Origin of the sequence: Rhizobium anhuiense, from assembly GCF_003985145.1 — a bacterium.
In the GTDB taxonomy this organism is placed as follows: domain Bacteria; phylum Pseudomonadota; class Alphaproteobacteria; order Rhizobiales; family Rhizobiaceae; genus Rhizobium; species Rhizobium anhuiense.
The window spans coordinates 336,484-361,180 of sequence record NZ_ML133523.1 but is presented as its reverse complement, the minus strand read 5'-3'; the positions used below and the strand labels follow the sequence as shown (position 1 = coordinate 361,180).

Here is a 24,697-nt window from a genome sequence, read left to right as displayed (position 1 = left end):
CATGTCGGCAGACGCGCTTGCCGGCCTGACGGTCGCCCACTCCTCAGGCTTGATCACCGTGTCAGACGATGAGTATGGCGCGGATATCGTTGACATTGGTCAGGGTCGGCCCGGTTTTGACGAGATCGCCGATCTCGTCGAAGAAGGAATAGCTGTCGTGCGAAGCGAGATGGGCCCGGGCATCGAGTCCCTTCTTGAGGCCGCGCTCCAACGTGTCGGGAGTGACGACTGCACCCGCCGCATGTTCGGTGCCGTCGATGCCGTCGGTATCGCCGGCAACCGCCCATATTCCGGCATGTCCCTTGAGGGCCACCGCAAGTCCGAGGAGGAATTCGGTGTTGCGGCCACCGCGGCCCGCGGCTTCGCGGCCGATCGACACCGTCCCTTCGCCGCCCGACAAAAGAACGGCAGGTCCGCGAACGGGAAGCCCCTTGATCTTTGCCGATAGGGCGATGCCCGCCATGACAGTGCCGAGCTCGCGCGCCTCTCCCTCAATGGCATCGCCGAGGACAAGTGGTTGCAGGCCTGCGCTGGCGGCCGCTTTTGCCGCGCTCTCCAGGGCGAGCGAGGGGGCCGCGATGATGCGGACATCGCTCTCGAGATCGGCGGGCTTCGGTGTCTCGTCACCGCTGTCGAGGACGGCGCGTGCCGTATCGGGCAGGACGATCCTGTAGCGGGATAGGATGCCGCGAACCTCGTCGATCGTGCTTTGATCGGCGATCGTCGGGCCGGATGCGATCGATGCGGGATCATCGCCCGGCACATCGGAGATAACAAGGGTAACGACTTTCGCGGGCCGGGCGGCCAGGCCGAGACGGCCTCCCTTGATCCGCGAGAGGTGTTTGCGAACGGCGTTCATCTCGGAGATCGTCGCGCCGCTCGCAAGAAGCGCACGATTGACGCTCTGCTTGTCCGCCAAAGTCATGCCGCCCGCCGGAGCGACCAGAAGCGCCGACCCGCCGCCCGAGATGAGAGCAATCACCAGATCGTCCGGCGTCAATCCGCGAACGGCCTGCAATAGATCGGCAGCCGCCGTTTGGCTCATCGCATCCGGAACGGGGTGCGATGCCTCGATGATGCGGATACGACCGGCAGGCACCGCGTGACCATAGCGTGTGACGACGACGCCGGAGACATCGACATCCGGCCAGGCGCTGTCGAGAGCGGCGGCCATGGCCGCCGACGCTTTTCCGGCGCCGACGACGATGCATCGGCCCTTTGGCTTGTCCGGGAGGTTCTTAAGAATCGCCCGCTGCGGATTGGCGCTTTCGACTGCCGCGCCAAAGATCTGATGCAGCACTGCCCGTGCTTTCCGATCGGTCCAGACCATCGGTGGATCGTTCAGACGTTCGATGCGTGGATCGCATCGACGACCGCGTCGGTGACTTCCTTGGTGTTGGCCGTCCCCCCGACATCAGGCGTCAATATGCCTGCCCCCGTCACCCGTTCGACGGCCCGCATCAGGCGTGCGGATGCATCTGTTTCACCCAGATGGTCGAGCATCTGCGCCGCTGTCCAGAAGGTCGCCACCGGGTTTGCGATGCCCTTGCCGGTGATGTTGAAAGCAGAACCATGGATCGGCTCGAACATCGACGGGAAGCGGCGTTCCGGATCGATGTTGGCGGTCGGCGCGACGCCGAGGCTGCCCGCGAGCGCGCCGGCAAGGTCCGAGAGGATATCGGCATGGAGATTGGTGGCGACGATGGTGTCGAGGCTCCTAGGATTGAGGGTCATCCGCACGGTCATGGCGTCGACGAGCATCTTGTCCCAGGTGACGTCAGGGAATTCCGTGGCCACTTCGGCCGCGATTTCATCCCACATCACCATGCCGTGCCGCTGGGCATTGGATTTGGTGACCACGGTCAGGAACTTGCGCGGCCGGGACTGGGCGAGCTTGAAAGCATAGCGCATGATGCGGGTGACGCCGACACGGGTGAAGATGGCGACCTCCGTGCCGACCTCTTCCGGCAGCCCCCTATGGGCACGGCCGCCATGGCCGGAATATTCGCCTTCGGAGTTTTCGCGGACGATAACCCAGTCCAGATCGCCCGGGCCGCAATTGCGCAGCGGCGGCGTGATCCCGGGCAAAATCTTCGTCGGGCGAACATTCGCATACTGGTCGAAGCCCTGGCAGATCGGCAGCCGCAAACCCCAGAGCGTGATGTGGTCGGGAACATCCGGCGCGCCGACGGCGCCGAAATAGATGGCGTCGAACTTCTTTAGCTGCTTCAAGCCATCGGACGGCATCATGACGCCGTGTTTTTTGTAATAGTCGGATCCCCAGTCGAAATTTTCGACGTTGAACTTGATCCCGCCTTCGCGCTTCTCGATGGCAGCCAGGACACGTGTGCCGGCCGCGATGACTTCAGGACCGATACCGTCGGCGGGGATGGTGGCGATTGCATATTCACGCATGGGTATTCTCCGATCGTGTCAGGGGTGATCAGTGTTGACTGGCGGCGCGGGTATCAGCCGCCTTGGGGCCGGACCGCGCCAGGACGAGTGTGAGGATTGCCGAGATCACCAGGAGCCCGGCGACGAAATAGAGGCCACCGGCGAAACTCCCGGTCGTGTCCTTGATCCATCCGATCATCGACGGACCGACGAAGCCGCCGAGATTGCCGATGGAGTTGATGGTGGCGATGCCGGCCGCCGCAGCCGGGCCGGACAGGAACAGGGTCGGCATGCTCCAGAGCGGCGGCTTCGAGCAGCTGATGCCGATGTTGACGAGGGTGAGAGCGATCAGGACCGTGTATACGCTGGTCGCACCGGTTGCGAAGGCCAGTCCTGCGGCCGCCAGCAGGCAGGCGCCGACGACGTGCCATGTCCGTTCGCCCGTCCTGTCGGAATGACGCGCCCAAAGAACCATGGCAACCACGGCGAAAATGCCGGGAACGGCATTGATGAAGCCGACCTGGAACGCTGACAGGCCGAACTGTTTGATGATCTGCGGAGCCCAGATGCCCAAGGTGTAAAGCCCGGCAGAGGTGCCGAAATAAACCAGGGCGAGGGCAATGACGCGGATGTCGGCCAGTCCTGCCAGAATGCTGTGGCTGGCCTGGCTTTTACCCGCCTGTTCGGCATTCATTGTTTTGACGAGCCAGCTGCGCTCTTCGTCGGTCAGCCATTTCGCCTTTTCCGGGCGATCGGTGAGATAGAAGAGGACGATGACACCCAGGATGATGGCTGGGGCTGCTTCGATCAGGAACATCCACTGCCAGCCGGCAAGGCCGAGAAGACCGTGCATTTCCATCAGCGCACCGGAGACCGGCGACCCCAGGACCGTTGAGAGCGGTGCTGCGGCCATGAAGATCGCGGTCACCGCGGCGCGGCGGCGGGCCGGGAACCAGAAGCTGAGATAGAGGATGATGCCGGGGAAAAAGCCCGCTTCGGCGACGCCGAGAAGAAAGCGCAGGATGTAGAAGCTGGTGGTCCCCTGCACGAACGCCATGAGGCCGGAGACGATCCCCCAGCTGATCATCACCCGGGCGATCCAGATGCGGGCGCCGACCTTGTTGAGAATGAGGTTCGAGGGAACCTCGAAGAGGAAATAACCGACGAAGAAGATGCCCGCACCGATGCCGAAGACGGTGGACGAGAAGCCGAGGTCCTGATTCATCGTCAGGGCGGCAAAGCCGATATTCACGCGGTCGAGGAACGCGATGAAATACAGCAGCATGATGAACGGTACGATGCGGAATGTGATTTTGCGCAAGACACGCGTTTCCAAGTCGTGAGTCACGACGGTCTCCTCCCGGAATGGATGATAACAGAGCGCACCTCCTGCGCTTGTGAACATCTATGACCACCGGCGGCTTGATCCTCAAGCGACACAAGAATATATAAAAATTTGATATAATCGAATTCCGGAGCAGACGTTCGTGGACCTGAACCAGCTTCGATGTTTCGTGTCGGTGGCCGATGAGCTTCATTTCGGGCGGGCCGCCCAAAAGCTCGGCCTCCTGCCGGCGTCGCTGTCGCGGCACATACGCCTGCTTGAGGAATCCCTTGGGACGCGGCTGATGGCGCGAACGACACGCAGCGTGTCGCTGACGGAAGACGGCCTCGTCCTCCTGGAAGGCGCGCGGGAGATCCTGGCCAAGACCGAAGCTCTTCAGCAACGGTTCCACACGTCCCGCCAGGCAAGAGCGGATGTGCTGCGGATCGGGGCGATCGACAGCGCGGCAGCAGGGCTCGTACCGATGTTGCTGCACGATTTCCGGCAGCAGTGCCCCGAGGTCTCGACGCAGTTGTTGGAAGACAAGACGATCAGGCTGATCCCCAAGCTCCTGTCGGGCTCATTGGATTTGGCATTCATCCGCGCCCCCGATATCGTCGACCCCAAGCTGAAGACGATGTTTCTTTTCCATGAGACCGCGGTCGTCGCCATGTCCGAGAGCCATCGGCTGGCGTCGAGAGCCAGCGTGAGAATCGAAGACCTCGCCGACGAACCGTTGATCGTCCCGGAGCGTCGGTCGCGCCCGCATAGCCATGACCTGACGATGAAGCTGTTCATCGAGGCGGGACTGCAGGCACGGGTGGCCCAGCTTGCGGAAGAAAAGCAGACGATCGTCAACCTCGTGGCCGCGCAGATCGGGCTGGCGATCGTACCCCAATGGACATCCCGGCTCGCCGTCAGCGGCGTCCGTTACATCGCTCTGGACATGGAGGGGAGGGCCGCCATGAACAAGCTGCCACTCTCGGTCGCGTGGTTGAAGGGCGTCCGCGATCCCGGACGAGACCGCATTCTGACCATGCTTCAAGACAAGCTTGCCCATTATGCCGAGCTTGCCTGACACTCGAATTCGATGCCACGCAGAGTTTTGACGTGATCCTGAATGTCATGAAAGTTTCATATTCAGGCTATTTCCAGGAGTGGGAAAGTAATCTACTATTTTAGTCAGGAAACGAGATTTCCTGAAACAACGAGAGGATACTGATTGGAGACATTTCTTGTGGCTACCGGGATCGTTGGAGGCTTCGCACTGATCTTTGCGCTGATCGCAAGGGCAGAAAGAGCCACCCAGACCACCGCAAACACCAAGCGCAGGTGGGGCAATTCGGAAGGCTCCGGCGATGGAGGGGGAGGCTGGTTCGACGCCTCAGGCGACGGCGGCTGTGATGGCGGGGGAGATGGTGGAGGAGGAGACTAAATCAAACTGAAATCGATAGAATGCCCGACCGCCTCAAGGCGGTTTTTTGTTGCCCGGATTCCGGCCGTGACGGCAATAGACCGGAACGGAGACAGGGCTGCTGACGCTATCTGCCCGGCAAGTGGCCATACTGAGCCACGATTATAATTCCCACGCCAAATGCGAGTATATTGCACCAATGCCCAAGTCCAGGTAGTAGATGGCTAGGGTTTGGGGGGAATCGCTATGGTAAAATTTCAAGCCGGCAGCCCGTATATTTACGGTGTCGACGCACTACGATTTGTGTGCGCATTGATGGTGACGGTATTTCATCTTGGATTTGCTTCCTGGGCTTCGCCCTTATATCTGAGACCCTACAAAATGCCTCTGATTGAGAATGTCGCCCAACCCGGATGGGTCGGCGTCGAATTGTTCTTCGTCATATCGGGGCTCGTCATCGTCAACTCTGCCGCTGCAGCCACTCCGATGTCATTTCTCAAGGGACGAATTCTGCGGCTTTATCCGGCGGTATGGATTTGCGCATCACTGACGCTGATTGTCATCGCCACGCAAGATGTGAACAGACGTGTCATCAAGAACTACCTCAGATCGATCACTCTCTATCCCGGCGGCCCATGGATCGATGGTCAATATTGGACCCTGGCATGTGAGATCTGCTTCTACGCTCTGGTCTTCATCCTCTGCGCGACCGGTCAAAAGGTGAGGATACCTGCCCTGGCGCTCGGCCTGTCGCTGGCCAGCACCGTTTTCGTTGCCCTGTTAAACGCCTTTCCCGATTCAGACAGTCTGGCCATATTCACGGAGACGGCCTGGCGGGCCATCCCGTTTTATTATGGCTGCCAATTTGCCATCGGCATCTACATCTACATATGGCTTTTGTCTCAAACTCGGATGAGCCGAATTTCCTGGGTGGGTTTTGCCTGCGCCTTGGTGACTGGGGCTGCCCAGATATATATGGCGGGCGAAAATACCAGCGACCGCACTCTCGCCGCAGCCGGTCATTCCTTCTCGCCGCTTCCCGCAATCGCAATCTGGGTGGCGGGGCTGATATCGATCGTCGCCGGCGTGACTTATGCCAGGCAGATCAGTCGTCTGCCGACCGGCTTCCTGCAATCGGTCAAAACCCTCGGCGCGATGACCTACCCGCTTTATCTTCTGCATTTCGCGATCGGCGTTCAACTTCTCGACTGGCTGACCGGTCTGGGGATGACACCGCTGCTGGCGCTGGCTTTGGCCGTTGCAATCATCTGTGCAATGTCGCTGGCTGTGTGCAAATGGGGAGAGCCTCCCATCCGCAGCATTTTACGATCGGTCTTCGACAGGCTTGGGCAGCGCGGTGCTGGTTTGCAGGCGAAAGAGTCTCGGGTGTAGCTGAGCCTAGGAGCCGCACGCCAGCTTGGTCAATCCAACGGCATCACAAAGGTGAAGCGTGTCTCCTCGTCATCGGAACTTACCATGATCGTCCCGCCATGGGCGCGGGCGATTTCCGAGGCGATGTGTAGGCCGAGCCCCAATCCTCTTTGACTTGTCCCGGCTTCGCCTTTGAAGAAAGGTTGAAAGAGCCCTGTCATCGCATCGCTGGAAATCGGGGCGCCGCCATTGGCGATCCAAAGCTCCAGCCTTTGCTCGTCGGTTGCCGCAGAAAACCGCACCGGTTCATCCGGCGTTCCATGGGTCAGGGCATTGCCCAGAAGATTGGAGACCAGCTGACCGATCCGGCCGCTGTCGCAATTTATCGGTCCGTCGAATTCGATGCTTACCTCGATTGCGCGGTCGGGATGGCTGGAGCGGAGTTCATCGATGACCTGCCGCAAGATCGGCTCGAGATCCTCCACTTGCCTCTTGAGCGTGATGCCGCCGCCCAATTGTCCGCGCGCGAAGTCGAGCACGTTGTCGATCAGGCCGGACATGCGGATGACGCTGCCCTGCATCAAATCGAGAATTTTCGTGGCGCGATCGGTCTGCTCTTCCTTTCGCAGCATGCGCGCCGCGGCCGCGATCGAGGCAAGCGGGTTGCGCAGGTCATGGCCGAGGATGGCGATGAACTGTTCCCGCAGCTCGGCGGTTTCCTGTTCGAGCTCGAGCTGGGATTTGACCATGGCACTGGCCGCGTCCGCGGCGGCGCGCGCGTCGACCAGTTCCCGTTCATACCGGCGACGCTCGGCGGCCTGAAACATCGTCACACGGGTGAAAAGCAAGGCGCCGTCTTCGGCACGCCGTTCCATTGCATTGGCGAGCACGGGCAGCTTTCTGCCATCTGATGTCACAAGATCGAGGGCAACCTCGTTGAAAAACCCCTGCATGCGCAGCAAGGGCGCAAAATGGGTTTCGTAGAATATCCGGCCCGGCATGTTGAGCAGATCATGGAGCCGTTTGCCGAGAAGCTGATCGACAGGGATGCCGATCCAGGCCGAAAGCGTCCGGTTCACCTTGACGATGCGCCCGTCCGGCTGCAGCGAAAGATAGCCGCAGGGTGCGTTTTCGTAGAGGTCCTCGAGGTCCTCGGTCGGCGGGGAGCCTTGCGTGCCGGCGCCGGTCATCAGACGAACCGCCGGATTGCCGATATGACCTCGCCGGGAGCGCTGAGGTTGGGGCAGTGGCCACTGGCGTTCAGCGCGACCAATTGACTATCGGGGATCTGTTGATGGACGAATTCGCCGATCTCTTCGGAGGCGATGATATCGTCGCGGCATTGAAGGATCAGCGTTCTGGCGGTGACGCGCTGGAGGTCGCTGCGATTGTCCGACGTGAAGGTCACCCGTGCGAAGGCCTTGGCGATCTCGGGATCGGTGCGGCAGAAACTGTTTGTCAGCTCTTCGGCGAGTTCCGGTCGATCCGGATTGCCCATGATGACAGGCGCCATGGCGGCAGACCAGCCCATGTGATTGTCGTCCAACGACTGCAGGAGGTCGTCTATATCAGCCGCGCTGAAACCGCCGATATAGTCACCGTCGTTGATATAGCGCGGCGACGGCCCGACAAGGACCAGGCTTTCAAACAGGTCCGGCGCCTCAAGCGACGCGATGACGCCGATCATCGCGCTGACGGAGTGCCCGACGAAGACGGTTTGCGTCAGGCCGAGCGCACGGCAAATTTCCACGAGGTCATCGGCATAACCGGACAGGGAAGAATATTTTCCGGCATCATAAGCCGCAAGATCGGATCGTCCCGCGCCGACGTGATCGAACAGCACCGTCTTGAAGTCACCTTCGAAAGCCGGCGCCACGAAGCGCCACATGTTCTGGTCGCATCCGAATCCATGCGAAAAGATCATCGCACGCTGACCATCGCCGCGGATTTGAACATGATTTCGATCGATGACGGTCATTTCGTCCTCTTCCCTGCTTTCGTAGCATGTTCGGGCTGTTTTGGATTGAGGAAAGATTATCCAGCCGCCAGCCGTTTGCTGCACAGCTCAGTCCATCACTTTCCGGAGCTTGAAGAAGAACCGCCGGGAGTCGTCGCGCACGCACATCATTCCGGCAATCTCGTCATCGTCAATCCTCCGGAAGTAGTCCACGATCGGCTGTTTGTCGTAGATCATCGCAGCCGTTTCGATGCCGTCCAGGGCCTGAAGCCGCAACGAAGCGGTCGTGCCTCTCGCTCGAAGCATCTTCTGCAGGTATGAGAACCAGCTGCGGGCGACGAATGTCCGGCCAAAGGGCGCCAACTTGATTGCCAGCCTAACCGGTAAGAAACTTGGCTCGAGCGGCACGAGTCGGCCCGGTCTCCACGTGAAGAGCAGGGCGTCCGCCCGCATGTGGGAATGGAAGCGCTTGCCAAACCAGTTGAGATTCTCGAGCACGCCGTCCAGTGGATGATCCGACGGAATACCGAGGCCGCTCCAAAGGCCGACCATCTCCTTCGGCTGGACAGGATCCAGCGAGCGGAACCAGGCAGCCATCTCCTCCTGCTGGTCGCCTCGCATGGGTTCTCCTTCAGGAACGTTCATTGCGGAAAAATGAAAGGAAGGTTTGGAAGTTCCCGTTCCTGCGGACCGGGCGGAGCGCCCGGTGAAGGCTTTCGCTTTTGGCCATCTGCGTCTTTAAGCCCAACGGCCCCCGAAGGGGCCGTCGGGTATTCGTAGACAATAACGGCTTGTGCGTCAGGCGCGCGACGGCAGCAGGGGATAACCGACCATGACGGCACGGCCAAGCAGGGCTGCGACGAAAGCCTTGATTACATCGCCGGGAATGAAGGCCATCGAGCCGACGAAGGCTTTCGTGAAGCCGAGGCCGGCGACGGTGGCGAGATAGGTGATGCCGAAGGCGTAGAGCACGACGATGCCGCCGGCCATGGCGGTGAGGAAGAAGCTCACCGTCTGCACCAGAGCGGATTGCTGATGGTTGACCAGCCGTTCGCTGAGATAGCCGGTGACGAAGGCGGCAAAGATCCAGCCGATCAGGAAGCCGGCCGTTGGTGACGCGAAGATCGCAAGCCCGCCGCGGCCGCCGGAAAGCACCGGCAGGCCGATGGCGACCAGCACCAGCACGATCAGCACGGCAATCGCCCCGCGCCGGGCTCCGAGCACGACGCCGGCCATCATGACGCCGAGGGATTGGGCGGTGATCGGCACCGGAATGAAGCCGAGCGAGATCGGCGGCAGCAGGCCGAGCGCCACGATGATCGCGGCAAAGAGGGCGGTAAGAACGAGGTCGCGAGTGCTCATCATGAATTCCGTGTTTATTAATCTTTAACTCACATACCGCCGAATACCGCGCGCGTCAATCGCCGCGGCGATATTATCCGCATCCCTGAGCGTCAGGATGATCAGCGGCGCAAGCAGCGTTATCGGCCGGATTTTCAGCCCGCGCGCCCTGTGCGCCTCGCGAATCGCCTGATAACGGCCGACGATCTCAGGCACGAAACGCAGCACCAGCCCAAGCGCCAGGCCGATATCGTCGGCCTGCACCCAGCCGGTGCGTTCGAGCGGGCGGGCAAGGGCGGTCACCTCGTCGATGAAGGCGCTGATCGACGTCGTCGCCGTCACCGTGGCGGCGAGCAGCATCAGTGCGGTCAGCCGCAGCAGGGGTACCAGCGCCTGCTGCCAGGGATTGAAGATCAGGTTGAAGAGCGCCACGACCGCAATCGTCAGGAAGATCGGCCGCAGCCGCCTGAGGGCATCGGCAAACGGCAGGCCGACCATGCCATAGAGAACCGCCGTCAGCAGCACGGCGATCGAAAGCAGGACGAGATTCCCGCTGATAAACAGCAGGACGCCGAAGGCCGTCAGCGACAACAGCTTCAGCCGCGGCGAAAGCCGGTGCATCACGCTGTTGCCCTCGACATAGAGCGATTGCATCAGGCGGCGATCTCCCTGTAGCGGGCGATCGCCTCGGCAGCCGGCGCATCGGCGGCAAGCCGGCCCTCATGAAACAGCAGCACCCGCTCGAAATCGGCGATCAGGTCGAGATCATGGGTGATGACGATGGCGCTTTCCGAGAGCCCGGCGATGATCCTTTCGACCAGCGCCCGGTTCTTGAGATCGAGCTGGTTGGTGGGTTCATCGAGGATCAGAATGCCCGGCCCCGTCGCCAGCACCGAGCAGAGAGCGGCCACCTGCAGCTCGCCGCCGGAAAGCTCGTGCGCGCGGCGATCGGCCAGGGCCTCAGCGCCGAAGCGGGCCAGCACCGCCTGGACCTTCGCCTCGATCTCCGCCTTGGTGAAGCCGCGCCGCTTCAGCCCGAAGGCGATGTCGTCTTTGACGATCGGCAGGATGATCTGGTTCTGCGGCGATTGGAAGATGAAGCCGACATCGGCCACCGCAGATTTCTCATCGCCGGTGTCGCGGCCATTGACGGTGACGCGGCCGATCGACGGCTTGGTCAATCCGTTGATCAGCCGCGCGAACGTGGTCTTGCCCGAACCGTTCAGCCCGATGACGCCGATGCGTTTCCCACTGATGCCAAGCGTCAGCGGCTGCAGCGCCACCCGCGCCCCGAAACTGACCCCCGCACCTTCGAAACGAATATCCAAACCCATCCCTCGCATTTTTCATCGGCTGAGATTGCCGATGCCGGCCCCTCATCTGCCTGCCGGCACCTCTGCCTGGGTCGGGCCACGTGTCTCGACCCGTCCTTCCGACCCCCGCTCGCGGGGAGAAGGGATATGCCGCGCCGGCTTCCTTTACCCTCGACGTTGCGTTTGGCACGTCGCCTCGCCCCGTTTGCGGGGAGAGGGTTAGGGTGAGGGGCAGCTGCAGCCAATGCGCCAACCTGACAGCAGTGCTTCTACACGGGGAATCGAGGATGATGAAAGCGCAAATCGCGATGTTGATATTGGCTCGATATCGGGTGGCCGGAGCAACTCCAGCAAAAGTGCGCAGCGGTTTTGCGTCCGGGATTGCGGAAAAACAAAGCTAGCGCATTTCCGTGACTCGAAGAAAAACGGAATGCGCTAGGAAGATTTTCCGGATTATGATGCGGTCATGACGAATCTGCTTTCCAATTCCGACGCCCGCCGTGTCTTTCTTGCCAAGCAGGGCCTCAGCGCTCCGCCGAACCGCGCCTTGACCAAGGACGGCCTGCTGCAGCTCATCCATGAGCTGGGTTTCGTCCAGGTGGACAGCATCCAGACGGTGGAGCGGGCGCATCACCAGATCCTGTTTTCCCGCAACCAGACCTACAGGCGCGAGCATCTCACGGCACTGCTCGAAAAGGATGGCGCGCTGTTCGAGCACTGGACGCATGACGCTTCCATCCTGCCGAGCGCCTTCTTCGTCTATTGGAAACACAAGTTCCGCCATCAGGAGCAGGTCATCATCGAGCGCTGGCGCAAATGGCGCGGCGAGGGTTTCGAGGCGGCTTTCGCCGAGACCTATGAGCGCGTTGAGCGCGATGGCGCGATCCTCGCCCGCGAGATCAAGGCCGACGGTCACGTTTCCGGCGGCTGGTGGAACTGGCATCCGAACAAGACGGCGCTCGAATATTTCTGGCACACCGGCAAGTTCGCCATCGCCGGCCGCTCGAACTTCCAGAAGATCTACGATCTCACCGAGCGCGTCGTCCCGGCCGAGGTCCGCGAACCGGAGGTGAGCCGCGAGGAATTCGTCGACTGGGCCTGCCGCAGCGCGCTTGCCCGGCTCGGCTTTGCCACCCATGGCGAGATATCGGCCTTCTGGAACCTGGTCTCGCCCGATGAGGCCAAGGCCTGGGTCTCAGCCCATCGCGACGAACTGATCGAAGTGCTGATCGAGCCGGCGCTCGGCGGCAAGGCGCGCCCGTCCTGGGCCTTCGCCGATTTCCTCTCGACCCTCGACGATTACCCCGGCGCGCCGCCGCGCATCCGCGTGCTCAGCCCCTTCGACCCGATGATCCGCGACCGCAACCGCACCGAACGCCTGTTCGGCTTCTTCTACCGCATCGAGATTTTCGTGCCCGAGCCGAAGCGCGAATATGGCTACTACGTCTTCCCGCTGCTCGAAGGCGACAGGCTGATCGGACGCATCGACATGAAGGCGGATCGGAAAAAATCGACGCTCGACGTCAAACGGCTCTGGCTGGAACCGGGCGTGAAACCTTCGGCCGGGCGATTGGAGCGGCTGGAGGCGGAGTTGGATCGGGTTGCGCGGTTTGCGGGTGTGGAGAAGGTGGTGCTTTTGGATGGGTGGAGAGGGTAGTCGAATTACCCTCTGTGCCTCATCACGCACTCCCTCATCCCTGTGCTTGTCACAGGGATCCAGCGCACCCAAGTCCTTGGGTGCGGGAAACTCTCTTCGTAGAAGCAAATGAGTCATTCACGGCGCGGACGCGCCGTGGCTGGATTCCTGTGACAGGCACAGGAATGAGGGATGGCGAGGGTCGAAGCCCAAGCCTCCTCAGCAGATCTCTGTCTTGCTGATCTTGATCCCGAAACCTTCCAGGCCGACATAGTGGCGCTCGCGGCTGGTGAGCAGCTTGATCGAGCTGACGCCGAGATCCTTGAGGATCTGGGCACCGAGGCCGATTTCCAGCCATTCGCTGTCGCGCGTCTGGGCTTCGGCATGGGCTTCGCGGCCCTGGTTGCGGGCCTTGCGGCCGTTGTCGTGGTGGCCGACGCCGACCGAGCCTTCGCGCAGATAGACGATGACGCCGCGGCCTTCCTCGGAAATCTTCCGCATGTAGAAATCGACCGGGCTGTTCTTGCCGAAGAGATCCTCGGCGACATTTTCCGGATGCAGGCGCACCGGGATGTCGACGCCGTCGCGGATGTCACCGAAGACGACGGCGAGATGCTGCATCGGATCCCAGGGCAGGGAATAGGTATGAGCCTTGGCCTTGCCGAACGGCGTGTCGACGTCGAAGCTGGTGCCGAGTTCGATCAGCGTTTCCTTGCGCTGGCGATAGGCGATGAGATCGGCGACGGAGACGAGCTTCAGCCCGTGCTGTTCGGCGAAGTCGACCACCTGCGGACCGCGCGTCACGGTGCCGTCATCGTTGACGAGTTCGGAGATGACGCCGATCGGCGGCAGACCGGCAAGCTTGCAGAGGTCGACAGCGGCTTCGGTATGGCCGGAGCGCATCAGCACGCCGCCTTCACGCGACACCAGCGGGAAGATGTGGCCGGGGCGGACGAAATCGGCGGCGCCGACATTCGGATTGGCGAGGTTGCGCACCGTCAGCGTCCGGTCGTCGGCGGAGATGCCCGTCGTCGTGCCATGCTTGAAATCGACCGACACGGTGAAGGCCGTCGTATGGGCCGAATCGTTTTCCGCCACCATGGCGTTGAGGTTGAGGCGCTTGGCCTCTTCCTTCGGCATCGGGGCGCAGACGATGCCGGAGGTGTGGCGCACGATGAAGGCCATCTTCTCCGGCGTGGTATGGACGGCGGCGACGATCAGGTCGCCTTCGTTTTCGCGGTCATTGTCGTCCATGACGACGACGATCTCGCCGGCTTCGAAGGCCCTTATGGCGTCGACGACGCGCTTTTGGTCATAAGACATGGGCGAGCGCTCCTATTTCAGACGGCCGGTCTGGCCGCGGTCGCGAAGATAATGGTCGGCGATCGCGCAGGCGACCATCGCCTCGCCGATCGGCACGGCGCGGATGCCGACGCAGGGGTCGTGCCGGCCCTTCGTTCGGATGTCGACATTCTTGCCATCGGCATCGATCGACTGGCGTTCGGTCAGGATCGACGAGGTCGGCTTGACGGCGAAACGCGCCACCACCGGCTGCCCGGTGGAGATGCCGCCGAGAATACCGCCGGCATTGTTGGAAAGGAAGATCGGCGTGCCGTCATTGCCCATGCGCATCTCGTCGGCATTGTCTTCGCCCGAGGTTTCGGCAGCGGCAAAACCATTGCCGATTTCCACCCCCTTGACGGCGTTGATCGACATCAGCAGCGAGGCGATGTCCTGGTCGAGCTTAGCATAGATCGGCGCACCGAGACCGGCAGGCACGCCTTCGGCGATCACTTCGATGACCGCGCCGATCGACGAGCCGGTCTTGCGGATGCCGTCGAGATATTCCTCCCAGACCGGTACGATCGCCGCATCCGGCGAGAAGAACGGGTTCTGCCCGACCTGGTCCCAATCCCAGTTGCGGCGGTCGATCTTGTGCTTGCCGATCTGCACCAGCGCGCCGCGTACGGTGACACCCGGCACGACCAGGCGGGCGATGCCGCCGGCGGCAACCCGCGCGGCGGTTTCGCGCGCTGAGGAGCGGCCGCCGCCGCGATAGTCGCGAATGCCGTATTTGAGGTCGTAGGTATAGTCGGCATGGCCGGGGCGGTACTGCCGGGCGATCTCGCCGTAATCCTTGGAGCGCTGGTCGGTATTTTCGATCAGCATGGAGATCGGCGTGCCGGTGGTCGTCATCGTCTCGCCATCGGCGTCGAGCATGACGCCGGACAGCACCTTCACCAGATCGTCCTCGCGCCGCTGCGTCACGAAACGGGATTGCCCTGGCTTGCGCTTGTCGAGCCAGACCTGCAGCTCCTCGAGCTTGAAGCGCAGCCCCGGAGGGCAGCCGTCGACGACGCAGCCGAGCGCCGGACCATGGCTTTCGCCCCAGGTGGTTACGCGGAAGAGGTGACCGAATGTATTGTGCGACATGTGTTCCCACGGTGGCGCGCCAAAGCCGGTTGCGCCATTGCTTGAAAAGGCGCGACACTCATAGGCCAAAAAACCGTCCAGGCAAAAGCCTTTCTTTGCGTCAAACCGGCAGGTGCGGAAATGCTGTTTCGGTCTTCTGGCGCGACCCTCTTTCCGCGGGCAGGGAAGGGGCCAGGCTGAGGTCGATCGGCAGGGCGGCGGTCATGAGGCCAGCCGCCACCCCGTTCCTGTGGCTTCCGCAGAGAAATCCTCGAAGGAGAGGGGCCGCGAGAAGGCAAAGCCCTGCAGGATATCGCAGCCGAGATCGCGCAGCAGTTCGGCATGCGCTGCCGTCTCCACCCCTTCGGCCACCGTCTCGACGCCGAGCGAGCGGGCGATCTCGATGATCGAGCTGACCAGCGCCCGCTCCTGCGAGGCGTTGACGATCGGCTTCACCAGTTGGCGGTCGATCTTCAGCCGCTTGGGCTTCAGCTTCAACAGGCTGACGATCGAGGTATGGCCAGTGCCGAAATCGTCGATCTCGATATCGATGCCGAGCGCCTTGATGCGTTCGAGATTCTGCGAGGCAACATCTTCGCTCTCGTCGAGAAAGATCGATTCCACCAGTTCGAAGGAGAGTTCGCCGGGGCGGATATGCAGATCGGCGAGCGATTCCAGAAGGCTGCCGTCATGCAGCCGCCGGGCCGAGACATTGACCGAGACCTTGGGCACCGTGATGCCGTGCGCCGCCCAGCGCATCTTGTCGCGCAGCGCCGTTTCCAACACGATCCGGTCGAGCATCTGCACGACATTGATCTCGTCGGCGATGCGCAGGAACTTGTCCGGCGTCAGCAACCCCTTGGAAGGATGCTTCCAGCGCACCAGCGCCTCGACGCCGGTCAGTTCCATCGTCCGGGCCGAGAATTGCGGCTGGTACCAGGCGGTGAATTCGCAATTGTCGATGCCGGCAAGGATCTCGTCGGCCGTGCGCTTGGTGTTGATGATATCGGCCTGGAGATTGTGATTGAAGAATTCGAAGCGGTTGCGGCCCATGCTCTTGGCGCGGTAGAGCGCGATATCGGCATTGATCAGCACCTTGCGTGCATCGACATGGATGCCGTTGGCAAGCGCCACCCCGATCGACACGCCGCAGCGGCAGGAGAAACCCTGGAAATCGATCGGCTGGCGCATCTCCTCGATGATCCGCGCCGATAGCTGCGCCATCTCCTTATCCCCGACGTCGAGCGCGAGGATGACGAATTCGTCGCCGCCGATGCGCGCGACGACGTCGCTGCCGCGGACATTCTTGGCGAGCACCTTCGAGGCATGCACCAGCATCGCATCGCCGGCGGCATGGCCGAGCGTGTCGTTGATGTCCTTGAAGCGGTCGAGATCAATGTGCAGGATCGAGAATTTCTGCCGCTGTTGGCGGCCGTCATTCGTCAGGCTTTCCAGGGCGATGTCGAGCTTTCGGCGGTTGGCGAGTGCGGTCAGCGGGTCGTGCAGCGAATTGTGCTCGATCCTGTTCTTGGCAGCCTCGAGCTCGATATTCTTGGCGACCGCCTCGTCCTTGGCGGCCTTCAGCCGGATCGTCATCAGCACGTCTTCGGTGGCGTCGAAGGCGATGCCCATGATCTTCATCTCGCCGGTCCCCGTCTGGTGGACCTTGCCGACCGAGCGCACATAACGCACCGAGCCGTCGTCGACGATCACCCGGCAGACGAGTGTGTGCGTATCTCCGTTCTGCCTGAGGTGGCGGGCGCTTTCGAGTGCGAGAGACCGGTCCTCGGGGTGGATGCAGCCAAGCCAGGTCTCCTCGGTCATGAAGCCGTTGCGCGGCGCAAGCCCATAGAGCTCGTGCATGCGCTCGTTCCAGATCGAGCCGCCCCGGCCGGGCCGCGCCTCCCATATGCCGCACTGATAGGAATTGAGCGCCAGGTCGAGCCGGCTCGAAAGCTCGGCGAGCTGCCCCTCGCGGCTCGACAGCTCTTCAAGCGCCAGCTCCAGCTCGGCATTCTTGACCTCGCTCATATCCTTGGCCTTGCGCAGCGTGTCGGTGGTCACCGCATCGGCGGTCACGTCCCAGACGATGCCGATCGTCTTGCCGACGCCGCCGGCATCCGTATAGAAGGCGCCGACCGAGCGCAGATGCCGGATGCCGCCGTCGCCAAGCAGGATGCGGTATTGCGCCGTGCAGGCAACGCCGGCGACGCTGCAGCTGAAGAAATGCACCTCGGCGGTTTCACGGTCCTCGGGCAGGACCGCCGCCAGCCATTCGTCGAGCGCCCGGCTGCCTTCCTGCGCCGGCTTGCCGTGCAGGGCGGCGGCGCGCGCGTCCCAGAGCAGGCTGCTCGAATCATCCTGCAGCTCCCAGATGCCGATATTCGAAGATTCCAGCGCCAGATTGAGCCGCTGCGACAGTTCCAGCAATTTCGCTTCGCGCGTCTCCAGCTCGGTAATGTTGCGATTGCGCTCGCCGAGCAGGAGGGTCGCGAAGAAGATCGGGATGATGATGATGCAGCCGGCGGCAACGACGATCAGCCGCAGCTCGGTCTGGTTTTCCGGGATCGCGTCCCAGCCGCTGTTCGGCACGACGGAAAGCTCCCACTTGCCGCCGGCAAAGCCGATCTTCTGGCGCATCGGATCCTTGGCGTCGATATCGGACGACCCGAAGAAGGGGGCTGCCGTTGCGCTCGCCGCCGGCAAGCCGATATCGCGGATGGCGATGGAGAGATGGTCGAGATGCGGATAGCGTTCCTGATTCTCGCGGTCGCGCGCCGGCATCAGCCCGGTCGCCTCGTAGAACATCTTCTGGTCGATGACGAGTTCGACCGCTCCCCAGATCCGCCGCTGGCCGTTCTCCTTGACGAAGACAGGGAAGAATATGGCAAAGGCGCCCCGGCCATCGGTGCTGACCGGACCGTAGAAGCGCGCCGACTGGTCGCCGGTGGCGGGCGTCATCGCCTGGCGGAAGAAGAGGGATTCGCGCACGTCGCGACCGATCCGCTCACTACCCGATTGCGGCGGGTAGACGTTGCTGACGATGAAATCAGGTGCGACCGCGATATGAATGAAAGGCGGATTCTGGATCAGCAGCCAGTTGATCTGGCGCTCCATCTCGTCCCGGTTCGCCGCGCTGACGGAGATCAGGTTCGCAAGGTCGCGGACGATGCTGAGGTCCATGCTGATCTCGGCCATGACCCGGGCACGGATGAGATTCGCCTCGCTTTCGGTGCGGATATGAAGTTCGCGTTCATAAGCTGCAGTATTGGCCCGGTCGAGGCCGAAGCCGACCATGATGACGACAAAGGCGACGAGCGACGAAACCAGAAACGAGACGCGGGTATTCTTCAACACGCGCCGCAACTGCTTGCTGTCGCTCAGCCTGGATAACAAAATGAAACTCCCCTGTTGGCGAGCAACTGTAGGACGCGCGGGTTAATTTACGATTGCCCGCAGGCAGTGCCGAAAAATCCTGGGAAGGGAAAAACCGCAGTGAATGCGGCATCTTGATTATATTTAAAATCCTATTCATCAATTGGGCGGGAAAAGCCATTCTTACGGGCAATTTTCGCCATATTCAGGAGCTTATCTGTGGCCAGTCATTTTTTCGTGCAGCCTCTCGTGCAGCGTTTCAAAAGGATTGTCGCCATGCGTTTCGTCGTCGCCACGCTTTTGGCAACAGCAAGTTTCCTGTCGCCGATGAGCGGTTTTGCCGAGAGCGCCGATGTCGAGGCGACGATCAAGAAGGTCGACACAACAAACCTCGTGCTGACGCTCGATGACGGCAAGACCTATCAGGCGCCCGAGGAATTCAATTTCGACGGCCTCGAGGCCGGCGTGAAGGTGATCGTCTTCTATACCGAGGTCGACGGCAAACGCGTCATCAACGATCTCGATATCGTCAAATAGGCAATTCTCTGCAGTATGACCGGGTGAGGTCGCGCTCATGGTTGCCCCTCACCCTAATCCTCTCCCCGCTCGCGCGGCGAGGGACGTGCCCTACGAGATGTAGATGGGGACGGAGAGGGCGCGGCATGTCTCTTCGCCCGGTTTACGGGGGTCCGAAGGACGGGTCGAAACGAGGGGCTCGACCCCGGCTGGTGGCGGCAGCCGGATGAGGGGGCTCATATCGGCAATCTCCCGGGCCAAACAAGTCGCTCCTATCCCCCTCCGACCTAACTGAGCGCCCTGCGGCGCCCTACAGCCAGACGATCGTCCGCTCGGCGGTGTCGATCCTGGCGATCCGGTCCTGCGGGATTGCGCCTTCCGCAGCACTGCTCTTCGGCAGGTCTGAAATCGTCTGGAAAAGCGTGCGGATGACGCCGCCATGCGTCACGCAGACCGTCGGGCGATCGACGGATTGCAGCCATGAGCCGGTGCGCCAGGAGAGGATTTCATAGCTTTCCGCGTCATCGCCGGGCGGGATGAAATCCCATTTGGAAGCGTTGCGTTCCGCCACCCGCTCGCGCTGCGTCGCCTTCAGCTCCTTGAGCGTCGAGCCCTCCCAGTCGCCGAAGGAAATCTCCACCAGCCGCGGATCGGTGCGATAGGCGAGCGGCAGCAGGCCCATGGCGGCGCGCATGATTTCCATCGTCGCGCGCGTGCGTCCGAGCGGGCTTGCGACAAAATCGAATTCGTCGACTCTGTTGCCGAGAATCTCGGCAAGTGCCACGCCGTTCTGCCGGGCCTGTTCCAGGCCCGTGGCATTCATCGGGATATCTTTTTGACCTTGCAGGCGGCGCTCGGCATTCCAGGCGGTCTGGCCGTGTCTGATCACGTAGATAAGCACGGTCTCAGCCCCACTCGAAATGCTCTAGTCCTTGACGACGGAAATGTCGGGCGCGTCGACCGCCTTCATGCCGATGACATGATAGCCGCTATCGGCATGGTGCACTTCGCCGGTGACGGAGCGCGACAGATCCGACAGGAGATAGAGGCCGACATCGCCGACTTCCTCGATGGTGACGGTGCGGCGCAGCGGCGCGTTATATTCGTTCCACTTTAGAATGTAGCGGAAATCGCCGATGCCCGAGGCGGCAAGTGTCTTGATCGGTCCGGCCGAGACGGCGTTGACGCGGATGTTCTGCGGTCCGAGGTCGACAGCGAGGTACTTGACGCTCGCTTCGAGCGCAGCCTTGGCGACGCCCATGACGTTATAGTTCGGCATCACCTTTTCGGCGCCGTAATAGGTCAGCGTCAGCATGGCGCCGCCATCCGTCATCAGCTTCTCGGCGCGGCGTGCGACCGAGGTGAAGGAATAGACGGAGATCTGCATCGTCTTGGCGAAATTGTCGGCCGAGGTGTCGACGTAGCGGCCGGTCAGCTCGTCCTTGTCGGAAAAGCCGATCGCATGCACGAGGAAATCTATCTTGCCCCAGAGCTTTTCGACGTTGCCGAAAACCTCATCGATGGTGGCTTCGTCGGCGACGTCGCAGTGGCCGACGAGCGTCGCGCCGATTTCGGCGGCCAGCGGCTCGACGCGCTTCTTCAGAGCATCGCCCTGATAGGTGAGCGCGACTTCTCCGCCCTGCGCATGAATGGCTTTGGCAATACCCCACGCAATCGAACGATTGTTGGCGACACCCATGATGACGCCGCGTTTGCCTGCCATGAGGCCGGATGCTTGAGCCATATTTCGCTCCCTAGGAATTCTGATCGATCCTGCCTATGGCATAGGCCGTTAATCGGTTCAAGCTTGGCCTGGATCATCAACTGTTAGGTATCGTAACAAAGGGTGCGATTGTCATAAAAATTTCACAGGAACAGGCCTTCGCGCATGCTCCGCATGAGATCGGTGACTTTGTCGTCGGGCTTTTCCCACAGGATAATGCGCAATTCGACGACGAGATCGCCTCTCCCACCCTCTTCGCGGGGCAATCCCTGGTCGGGGATTCTGATCGTCTTGTCCGAGCCCGACCATGCGGGAATGGTAATGTTGAGCGGCCCGCTCGGCCCCTCGATGCGCGCCTCGGTGCCGAGCACGGCATTTTCGATGCTGAGCGGCAGCACCGCGTGCAGATCGAAACCGTCGACGGTGAAGCGCGGATCGGCTGCGATGCGGATGTTGATGACGGCGTCGCCCCGCTGCATGCCCGGTAGCTTGAAGCCCTGACCTTTGAGCCTGATCTCATGACCGTCCGTCGTGCCTGCCGGCAATGCGAAGCCGATTTCGCGGCCCTCCGGTAGCGACGCGGTGATCCAGCCGCTCTTCAAGACGTCGTCGATCGTCACAGTCGCCGTCGTCACCTCATCCGGTGCCTTTTCCAGGCCGGTATCCTTGGCGCCGGTGAAACGGCGCACCAGGTTTGTCAGGATGCTGAGCGGCAGCGGCAGGTTGGCGCCGGCATTGGCCGCAGCCTCGCCGGTCTCCTCGTCGCCCTTGGGCTCGGCCTCGGCGGCGTCGCCGTCTGCGCGCCTGCCGGTCTCGCCCGTCTGCTGATTCTGTGTCTGCTGGTATTGTGCCTGCTGGGCGCGGCCCTGCGCCTGGCCGCCTGCCGCAGCGCGCGCCTGTGCGCCGAAAATGCGCTCCACCATCTCGTCGGCAGGCTCAGCCGCTCCCGCCTGTTGCCTGGCGCCTTCGGCGGCCGACTTCTGGGCGGCGCGTGCAAGCTCTTCCATCACCCGCTCGGCATTGGCCTGTGCCGCCTTGGCGCGGATCGCAGCCTCGCGCGCGGCCTGGCGCTGCTGCATGATCGTCTGTTCTTGTTTCTTGGCTTCCGCCATCCGCACGGCATTGTCGAACAGGCTGCGTTTACGCGGGTCCTTCAGCGTTTCATAAGCGCGGCCGATCTCGGCGAACCGGGCCGTCGCCGTCGGGTCGCCCTGATTGTGGTCGGGATGGGCTGATTTGGCCATGTTGCGCCAAGCCGCCTTGATCTCGTCTGCTGCCGCGTCGCGCTTGACGCCCAGAATTTTGTAAGGATCGCGCATGTCAAAACCGCCGGTGTTGCGATGCGGGAAGCCACGTCCTTGCCCGGCACCCCGAAACTCCAATATCACTTGCGCGGCGCCACCCGCCGCAAAGGCAGGGAGAGCCACTCTCAACGCCGATCGTGCGTTGGAGTTGCTAATCACTTCTTATTTCTATGGAGAGATGTGGGGTGTTTCGCCCCGAATGGTTAGCTCTTTGCTAAGCATTCGGCGGAAAGGCGTCGGGCGTTAACCTGTCGGCGAGCCGGATCAGCTTTCCCGCGGGATCAACTTTCCGGCTGAAAGCTCAAAAGCTGCCAGTTGCCGCCGCCGACGAGGCAGGTCTTGCCGAAGAATTTGGCGATGCCGACATAGGAATGCCGGGTCGTGCGGAACTGGCGGCAGACCTGGCCTTGCTCGTTGTTCTCGACGATGGTTTCGATGACGCCGGCGCTGCCCGTCGATGCATTCGCCCAGGGAAGCGGCTGGCCCTCGAGCCGCTGCACGTCGGCCGAGGTCACGGCGTTGCGCACGGTCATCTCGTCGGAAAGCGTGTCGGTGCTCGGCGGCGTCTGCGGCACGGTGCCGGTGGCAACCGAGCGGTCGACCTTGGCCTCGCTCAAGAAATCCATGCCGCTGCCAACGCAGCCGGAAAGCGAAAGCATGGCGACGCCGATGACGAAGAACGCGCTGCTGCGTCGCCGCAGGCTCTTTGTATGGCGATATGACTTTGCTATGACTTCCACCCTGCGTCCTGTCCAGTTACCAAAAGCTGGGCGAGTTTTGAATAATCCGGGGCATTTGAACCAATATGTCGGCAAACGAGTTAACAAGCGGTGACTTTACCGAAAGTGGCGAACCCTTCAAGCTCTTTGCCGAATGGCTGAAAGAAGCGGAGGCTTCCGAACCCAATGACCCGAACGCGGTGGCGCTGGCAACGGTCGATGAGGATGGACTTCCCAATGTCCGCATGGTTCTCCTGAAGGGATTCGATGAAGACGGTTTCGTCTTCTACACCAATTTCGAGAGTCAGAAAGGCCGTGAAATTCTGGGCCAGAAAAAGGCTGCCATGTGCTTTCACTGGAAAAGCCTGCGCCGCCAGGTGAGGCTGCGCGGCCCCGTCGAGATCGTCACCGATGCCGAAGCCGACGCCTATTTCAAGACGCGTGCGCGCGGCAGCCGCATCGGCGCCTGGGCGTCCAAGCAGTCCCGCCCGCTCGAGAGCCGATTCGCGCTGGAGAAAGCCGTGGCCGAATATACCGCCCGTTATGCCATCGGCGAGATTCCGCGCCCGGCCCACTGGTCGGGCTTTCGCATCCGCCCGACCTCGATCGAATTCTGGAAGGACCAGAAATTCCGCCTGCATGACCGTGTCGAATTCCGCCGGCCTTCACCGGAAGGCGAATGGGACAAGGTGCGGATGTATCCCTGACAGGCTTACCTGCCCATCAGCTTCAGCGGGATCCCGGAGGCGAGCGCCGAGACGTAGCGCCGCTTCTGGTAGAAGCCGTTGAGCGAAAGGCGCGGGAGATAGCCGGTCAGCTGTGCTGCCGGCAGCCCGGGTTGCGTGGTGACCGCGAGGGTAAAGCCGAGATTGCGCGCAATGCGCGCCTCGCGGGCGGTCGCAGCCGCCGGCGTGCCGTAGGGATAGGCGATCGTATCGGGACGGATGCCGGCCACCGCCTCGACATAATCCGCCGAAACCTGCATTTCGATTCGCGCTTCGGCTTCCGGCAGGCGGGCGAGCGCGCGATGGCTGATCGTATGGGCGCCGAGGGATGCGAGCGGATGTGTCGCCAGCCATTGCAATTCGCCGGGACCCATCACCAGATCGCGGACGATATCCGTCGGCTCGATGCCGTTTTCCCGTGCCAGCATATCGATGGCGGCGACGGCGTGCGCCTCGTTGGAGCCGTGGATGTAGGCGGCGAAGCGATCGAAGGCATGCCATTGCTGCTGCGGGCTGTCGAGCCCCAGCCGCTCGCTGCCGCGGCCGAAATCGAAGCGGATTTCCGGTGCCCGGCGCAGGAGGATGGCGAGCGTCTCCCACCAGATACTATGCGAGCCCTCGGCAAAACCCTTGGCGACGAATACCGTAAACGGAGCCTGATGCCGCGCGAACACCGGGAGCGCATGTTCCACATTGTTGCGGTATCCGTCGTCGAGCGTGAAGGCTGCGAACGGCGGCCCGCCCTCGGGTTCCGCCAAGAGCACCGGCACCTGATCGAGCGGCACGAAGCGATAGCCCTTCCGCCGCAACCGGCTGAGCGCCGCGTCGAGAAAACGCGGGGTGATTTCGAGATGCGCATTCGGCGCGAAGGCTTGCGGTACATGCGGGCGGACATGGTGCAGCGTGAAGACGACGCCACGCCCGCGCGCTTCGCGCATCAGTCCGGCGGCGGCGAGCAGCCAGGAAAGCTCGAGCCCGGCGCCGATCGCCGCGCGTTTTGCCAACCGCTTGAATTGTCCCGTCATGCGCCGTCCGTCCCTTGCCTTTGCGGGAACCTAGCAGCGGCGACTTAAGCCTTGCTGAATCCCGATTCGGCACGGGTCTTTGATTTCTTGTTAACCAAGGCGATGAAAAGACTAGAAAAATGATAGGCGTTGCCTCAAAGTCGCGCCA

At 61.9% G+C, this 24,697-nt stretch carries 23 protein-coding genes; 6 read left to right on the top strand and 17 right to left on the bottom strand.

The features are described from left to right. Positions 1-61 precede the first annotated feature (61 nt). The 3 genes from EEQ99_RS12415 to EEQ99_RS12405 are packed head-to-tail and all read right to left on the bottom strand — an operon-like array spanning position 62 to position 3,742. On the bottom strand, positions 62-1,330 hold the full coding sequence (locus tag EEQ99_RS12415) for a glycerate kinase type-2 family protein (protein ID WP_127430519.1): 1,269 nt from the start codon (positions 1,328-1,330) through the stop codon (positions 62-64). An 11-nt stretch (positions 1,331-1,341) separates the two neighbouring features. Then, the gene (locus EEQ99_RS12410; protein ID WP_127430518.1) at positions 1,342-2,415 is read right to left on the bottom strand and encodes a tartrate dehydrogenase; all 1,074 of its coding nucleotides are present in this window, start codon (positions 2,413-2,415) and stop codon (positions 1,342-1,344) included. A gap of 28 nt (positions 2,416-2,443) precedes the next feature. Further along, the gene (locus tag EEQ99_RS12405; RefSeq protein WP_174824451.1) at positions 2,444-3,742 is read right to left on the bottom strand and encodes an MFS transporter; all 1,299 of its coding nucleotides are present in this window, start codon (positions 3,740-3,742) and stop codon (positions 2,444-2,446) included. A 139-nt stretch (positions 3,743-3,881) separates the two neighbouring features. On the opposite strand from EEQ99_RS12405, the gene EEQ99_RS12400 reads away from it, so the two are divergent. The 3 genes from EEQ99_RS12400 (at position 3,882) to EEQ99_RS12390 (ending at position 6,524) form a co-directional block, all read left to right on the top strand. After that, complete coding sequence (locus tag EEQ99_RS12400) at positions 3,882-4,796, top strand: LysR family transcriptional regulator (RefSeq protein ID WP_127430516.1); 915 nt, start codon at positions 3,882-3,884, stop codon at positions 4,794-4,796. Between the two features lie 144 nt (positions 4,797-4,940). Next, positions 4,941-5,153 (top strand): hypothetical protein, encoded by a 213-nt coding sequence (locus EEQ99_RS12395; protein WP_082008800.1) that lies wholly within the window; start codon positions 4,941-4,943, stop codon positions 5,151-5,153. Between the two features lie 225 nt (positions 5,154-5,378). Next, on the top strand, positions 5,379-6,524 hold the full coding sequence (locus tag EEQ99_RS12390; RefSeq protein ID WP_047613918.1) for an acyltransferase family protein: 1,146 nt from the start codon (positions 5,379-5,381) through the stop codon (positions 6,522-6,524). A 29-nt stretch (positions 6,525-6,553) separates the two neighbouring features. Here the strand turns inward: EEQ99_RS12390 and EEQ99_RS12385 are convergent, their stop codons facing one another. The 6 genes from EEQ99_RS12385 to EEQ99_RS12360 form a co-directional block, all read right to left on the bottom strand. Then, entirely contained in the window at positions 6,554-7,693 is a 1,140-nt protein-coding gene (locus tag EEQ99_RS12385) for a PAS domain-containing sensor histidine kinase (RefSeq protein ID WP_047615404.1), read from the bottom strand. Continuing rightward, the gene (locus EEQ99_RS12380; RefSeq protein WP_127430515.1) at positions 7,693-8,481 is read right to left on the bottom strand and encodes an alpha/beta fold hydrolase; all 789 of its coding nucleotides are present in this window, start codon (positions 8,479-8,481) and stop codon (positions 7,693-7,695) included. The genes EEQ99_RS12385 and EEQ99_RS12380 overlap by 1 nt, the downstream gene beginning before the upstream one ends. Before the next feature lie 87 nt (positions 8,482-8,568). Continuing rightward, a complete protein-coding gene (locus tag EEQ99_RS12375) occupies positions 8,569-9,105 on the bottom strand; it encodes a GXWXG domain-containing protein (RefSeq protein WP_127430514.1) in 537 nt (178 codons plus the stop codon). Positions 9,106-9,258: 153 nt separating this feature from the next. Continuing rightward, on the bottom strand, positions 9,259-9,822 hold the full coding sequence (locus EEQ99_RS12370; protein WP_047614436.1) for a biotin transporter BioY: 564 nt from the start codon (positions 9,820-9,822) through the stop codon (positions 9,259-9,261). Positions 9,823-9,846: 24 nt separating this feature from the next. Further along, positions 9,847-10,455, bottom strand: a complete 609-nt coding sequence (locus tag EEQ99_RS12365) for an energy-coupling factor transporter transmembrane component T family protein (RefSeq protein ID WP_127430513.1) — start codon at positions 10,453-10,455, stop codon at positions 9,847-9,849. Continuing rightward, complete coding sequence (locus tag EEQ99_RS12360; RefSeq protein ID WP_127430512.1) at positions 10,455-11,129, bottom strand: energy-coupling factor ABC transporter ATP-binding protein; 675 nt, start codon at positions 11,127-11,129, stop codon at positions 10,455-10,457. Before EEQ99_RS12360 ends, EEQ99_RS12365 begins: the two co-directional genes overlap by 1 nt. Before the next feature lie 451 nt (positions 11,130-11,580). Here EEQ99_RS12360 and EEQ99_RS12355 point away from each other — a divergent pair, with 451 nt between their 5' ends. Then, positions 11,581-12,771: a winged helix-turn-helix domain-containing protein gene (locus tag EEQ99_RS12355; protein ID WP_127430511.1), complete on the top strand. Its 1,191-nt coding sequence runs from the start codon at positions 11,581-11,583 to the stop codon at positions 12,769-12,771. 198 nt (positions 12,772-12,969) lie between these two features. Here EEQ99_RS12355 and ribB read toward each other — a convergent pair whose 3' ends face one another. The 3 genes from ribB to EEQ99_RS12340 all read right to left on the bottom strand — a co-directional run bounded on the left by ribB (position 12,970) and on the right by EEQ99_RS12340 (position 18,558). Continuing rightward, a complete protein-coding gene (gene ribB / locus EEQ99_RS12350; protein WP_029867871.1) occupies positions 12,970-14,073 on the bottom strand; it encodes a 3,4-dihydroxy-2-butanone-4-phosphate synthase in 1,104 nt (367 codons plus the stop codon). Positions 14,074-14,085: 12 nt separating this feature from the next. Further along, a complete protein-coding gene (gene aroC / locus EEQ99_RS12345) occupies positions 14,086-15,183 on the bottom strand; it encodes a chorismate synthase (protein ID WP_029867869.1) in 1,098 nt (365 codons plus the stop codon). A 201-nt stretch (positions 15,184-15,384) separates the two neighbouring features. Continuing rightward, a complete protein-coding gene (locus tag EEQ99_RS12340) occupies positions 15,385-18,558 on the bottom strand; it encodes a bifunctional diguanylate cyclase/phosphodiesterase (RefSeq protein ID WP_127430510.1) in 3,174 nt (1,057 codons plus the stop codon). Between the two features lie 255 nt (positions 18,559-18,813). Here EEQ99_RS12340 and EEQ99_RS12335 point away from each other — a divergent pair, with 255 nt between their 5' ends. After that, on the top strand, positions 18,814-19,074 hold the full coding sequence (locus EEQ99_RS12335; protein WP_018449305.1) for a DUF1344 domain-containing protein: 261 nt from the start codon (positions 18,814-18,816) through the stop codon (positions 19,072-19,074). 289 nt (positions 19,075-19,363) lie between these two features. Here the strand turns inward: EEQ99_RS12335 and EEQ99_RS12330 are convergent, their stop codons facing one another. The 4 genes from EEQ99_RS12330 to EEQ99_RS12315 form a co-directional block, all read right to left on the bottom strand. Beyond that, on the bottom strand, positions 19,364-19,954 hold the full coding sequence (locus EEQ99_RS12330) for a histidine phosphatase family protein (RefSeq protein WP_127430509.1): 591 nt from the start codon (positions 19,952-19,954) through the stop codon (positions 19,364-19,366). 24 nt (positions 19,955-19,978) lie between these two features. After that, on the bottom strand, positions 19,979-20,797 hold the full coding sequence (gene fabI, locus EEQ99_RS12325; protein WP_003588115.1) for an enoyl-ACP reductase FabI: 819 nt from the start codon (positions 20,795-20,797) through the stop codon (positions 19,979-19,981). Positions 20,798-20,919: 122 nt separating this feature from the next. Beyond that, the gene (locus EEQ99_RS12320; RefSeq protein ID WP_047613933.1) at positions 20,920-22,095 is read right to left on the bottom strand and encodes a J domain-containing protein; all 1,176 of its coding nucleotides are present in this window, start codon (positions 22,093-22,095) and stop codon (positions 20,920-20,922) included. Positions 22,096-22,361: 266 nt separating this feature from the next. Then, on the bottom strand, positions 22,362-22,820 hold the full coding sequence (locus tag EEQ99_RS12315; protein ID WP_127430508.1) for an RT0821/Lpp0805 family surface protein: 459 nt from the start codon (positions 22,818-22,820) through the stop codon (positions 22,362-22,364). 65 nt (positions 22,821-22,885) lie between these two features. Here EEQ99_RS12315 and pdxH point away from each other — a divergent pair, with 65 nt between their 5' ends. Further along, the gene (gene pdxH / locus EEQ99_RS12310; protein ID WP_017963103.1) at positions 22,886-23,506 is read left to right on the top strand and encodes a pyridoxamine 5'-phosphate oxidase; all 621 of its coding nucleotides are present in this window, start codon (positions 22,886-22,888) and stop codon (positions 23,504-23,506) included. A 5-nt stretch (positions 23,507-23,511) separates the two neighbouring features. On the opposite strand, the gene EEQ99_RS12305 is transcribed toward pdxH, so the two are convergent. Then, entirely contained in the window at positions 23,512-24,549 is a 1,038-nt protein-coding gene (locus tag EEQ99_RS12305) for a polysaccharide deacetylase family protein (protein WP_127430507.1), read from the bottom strand. Positions 24,550-24,697 lie beyond the last annotated feature (148 nt).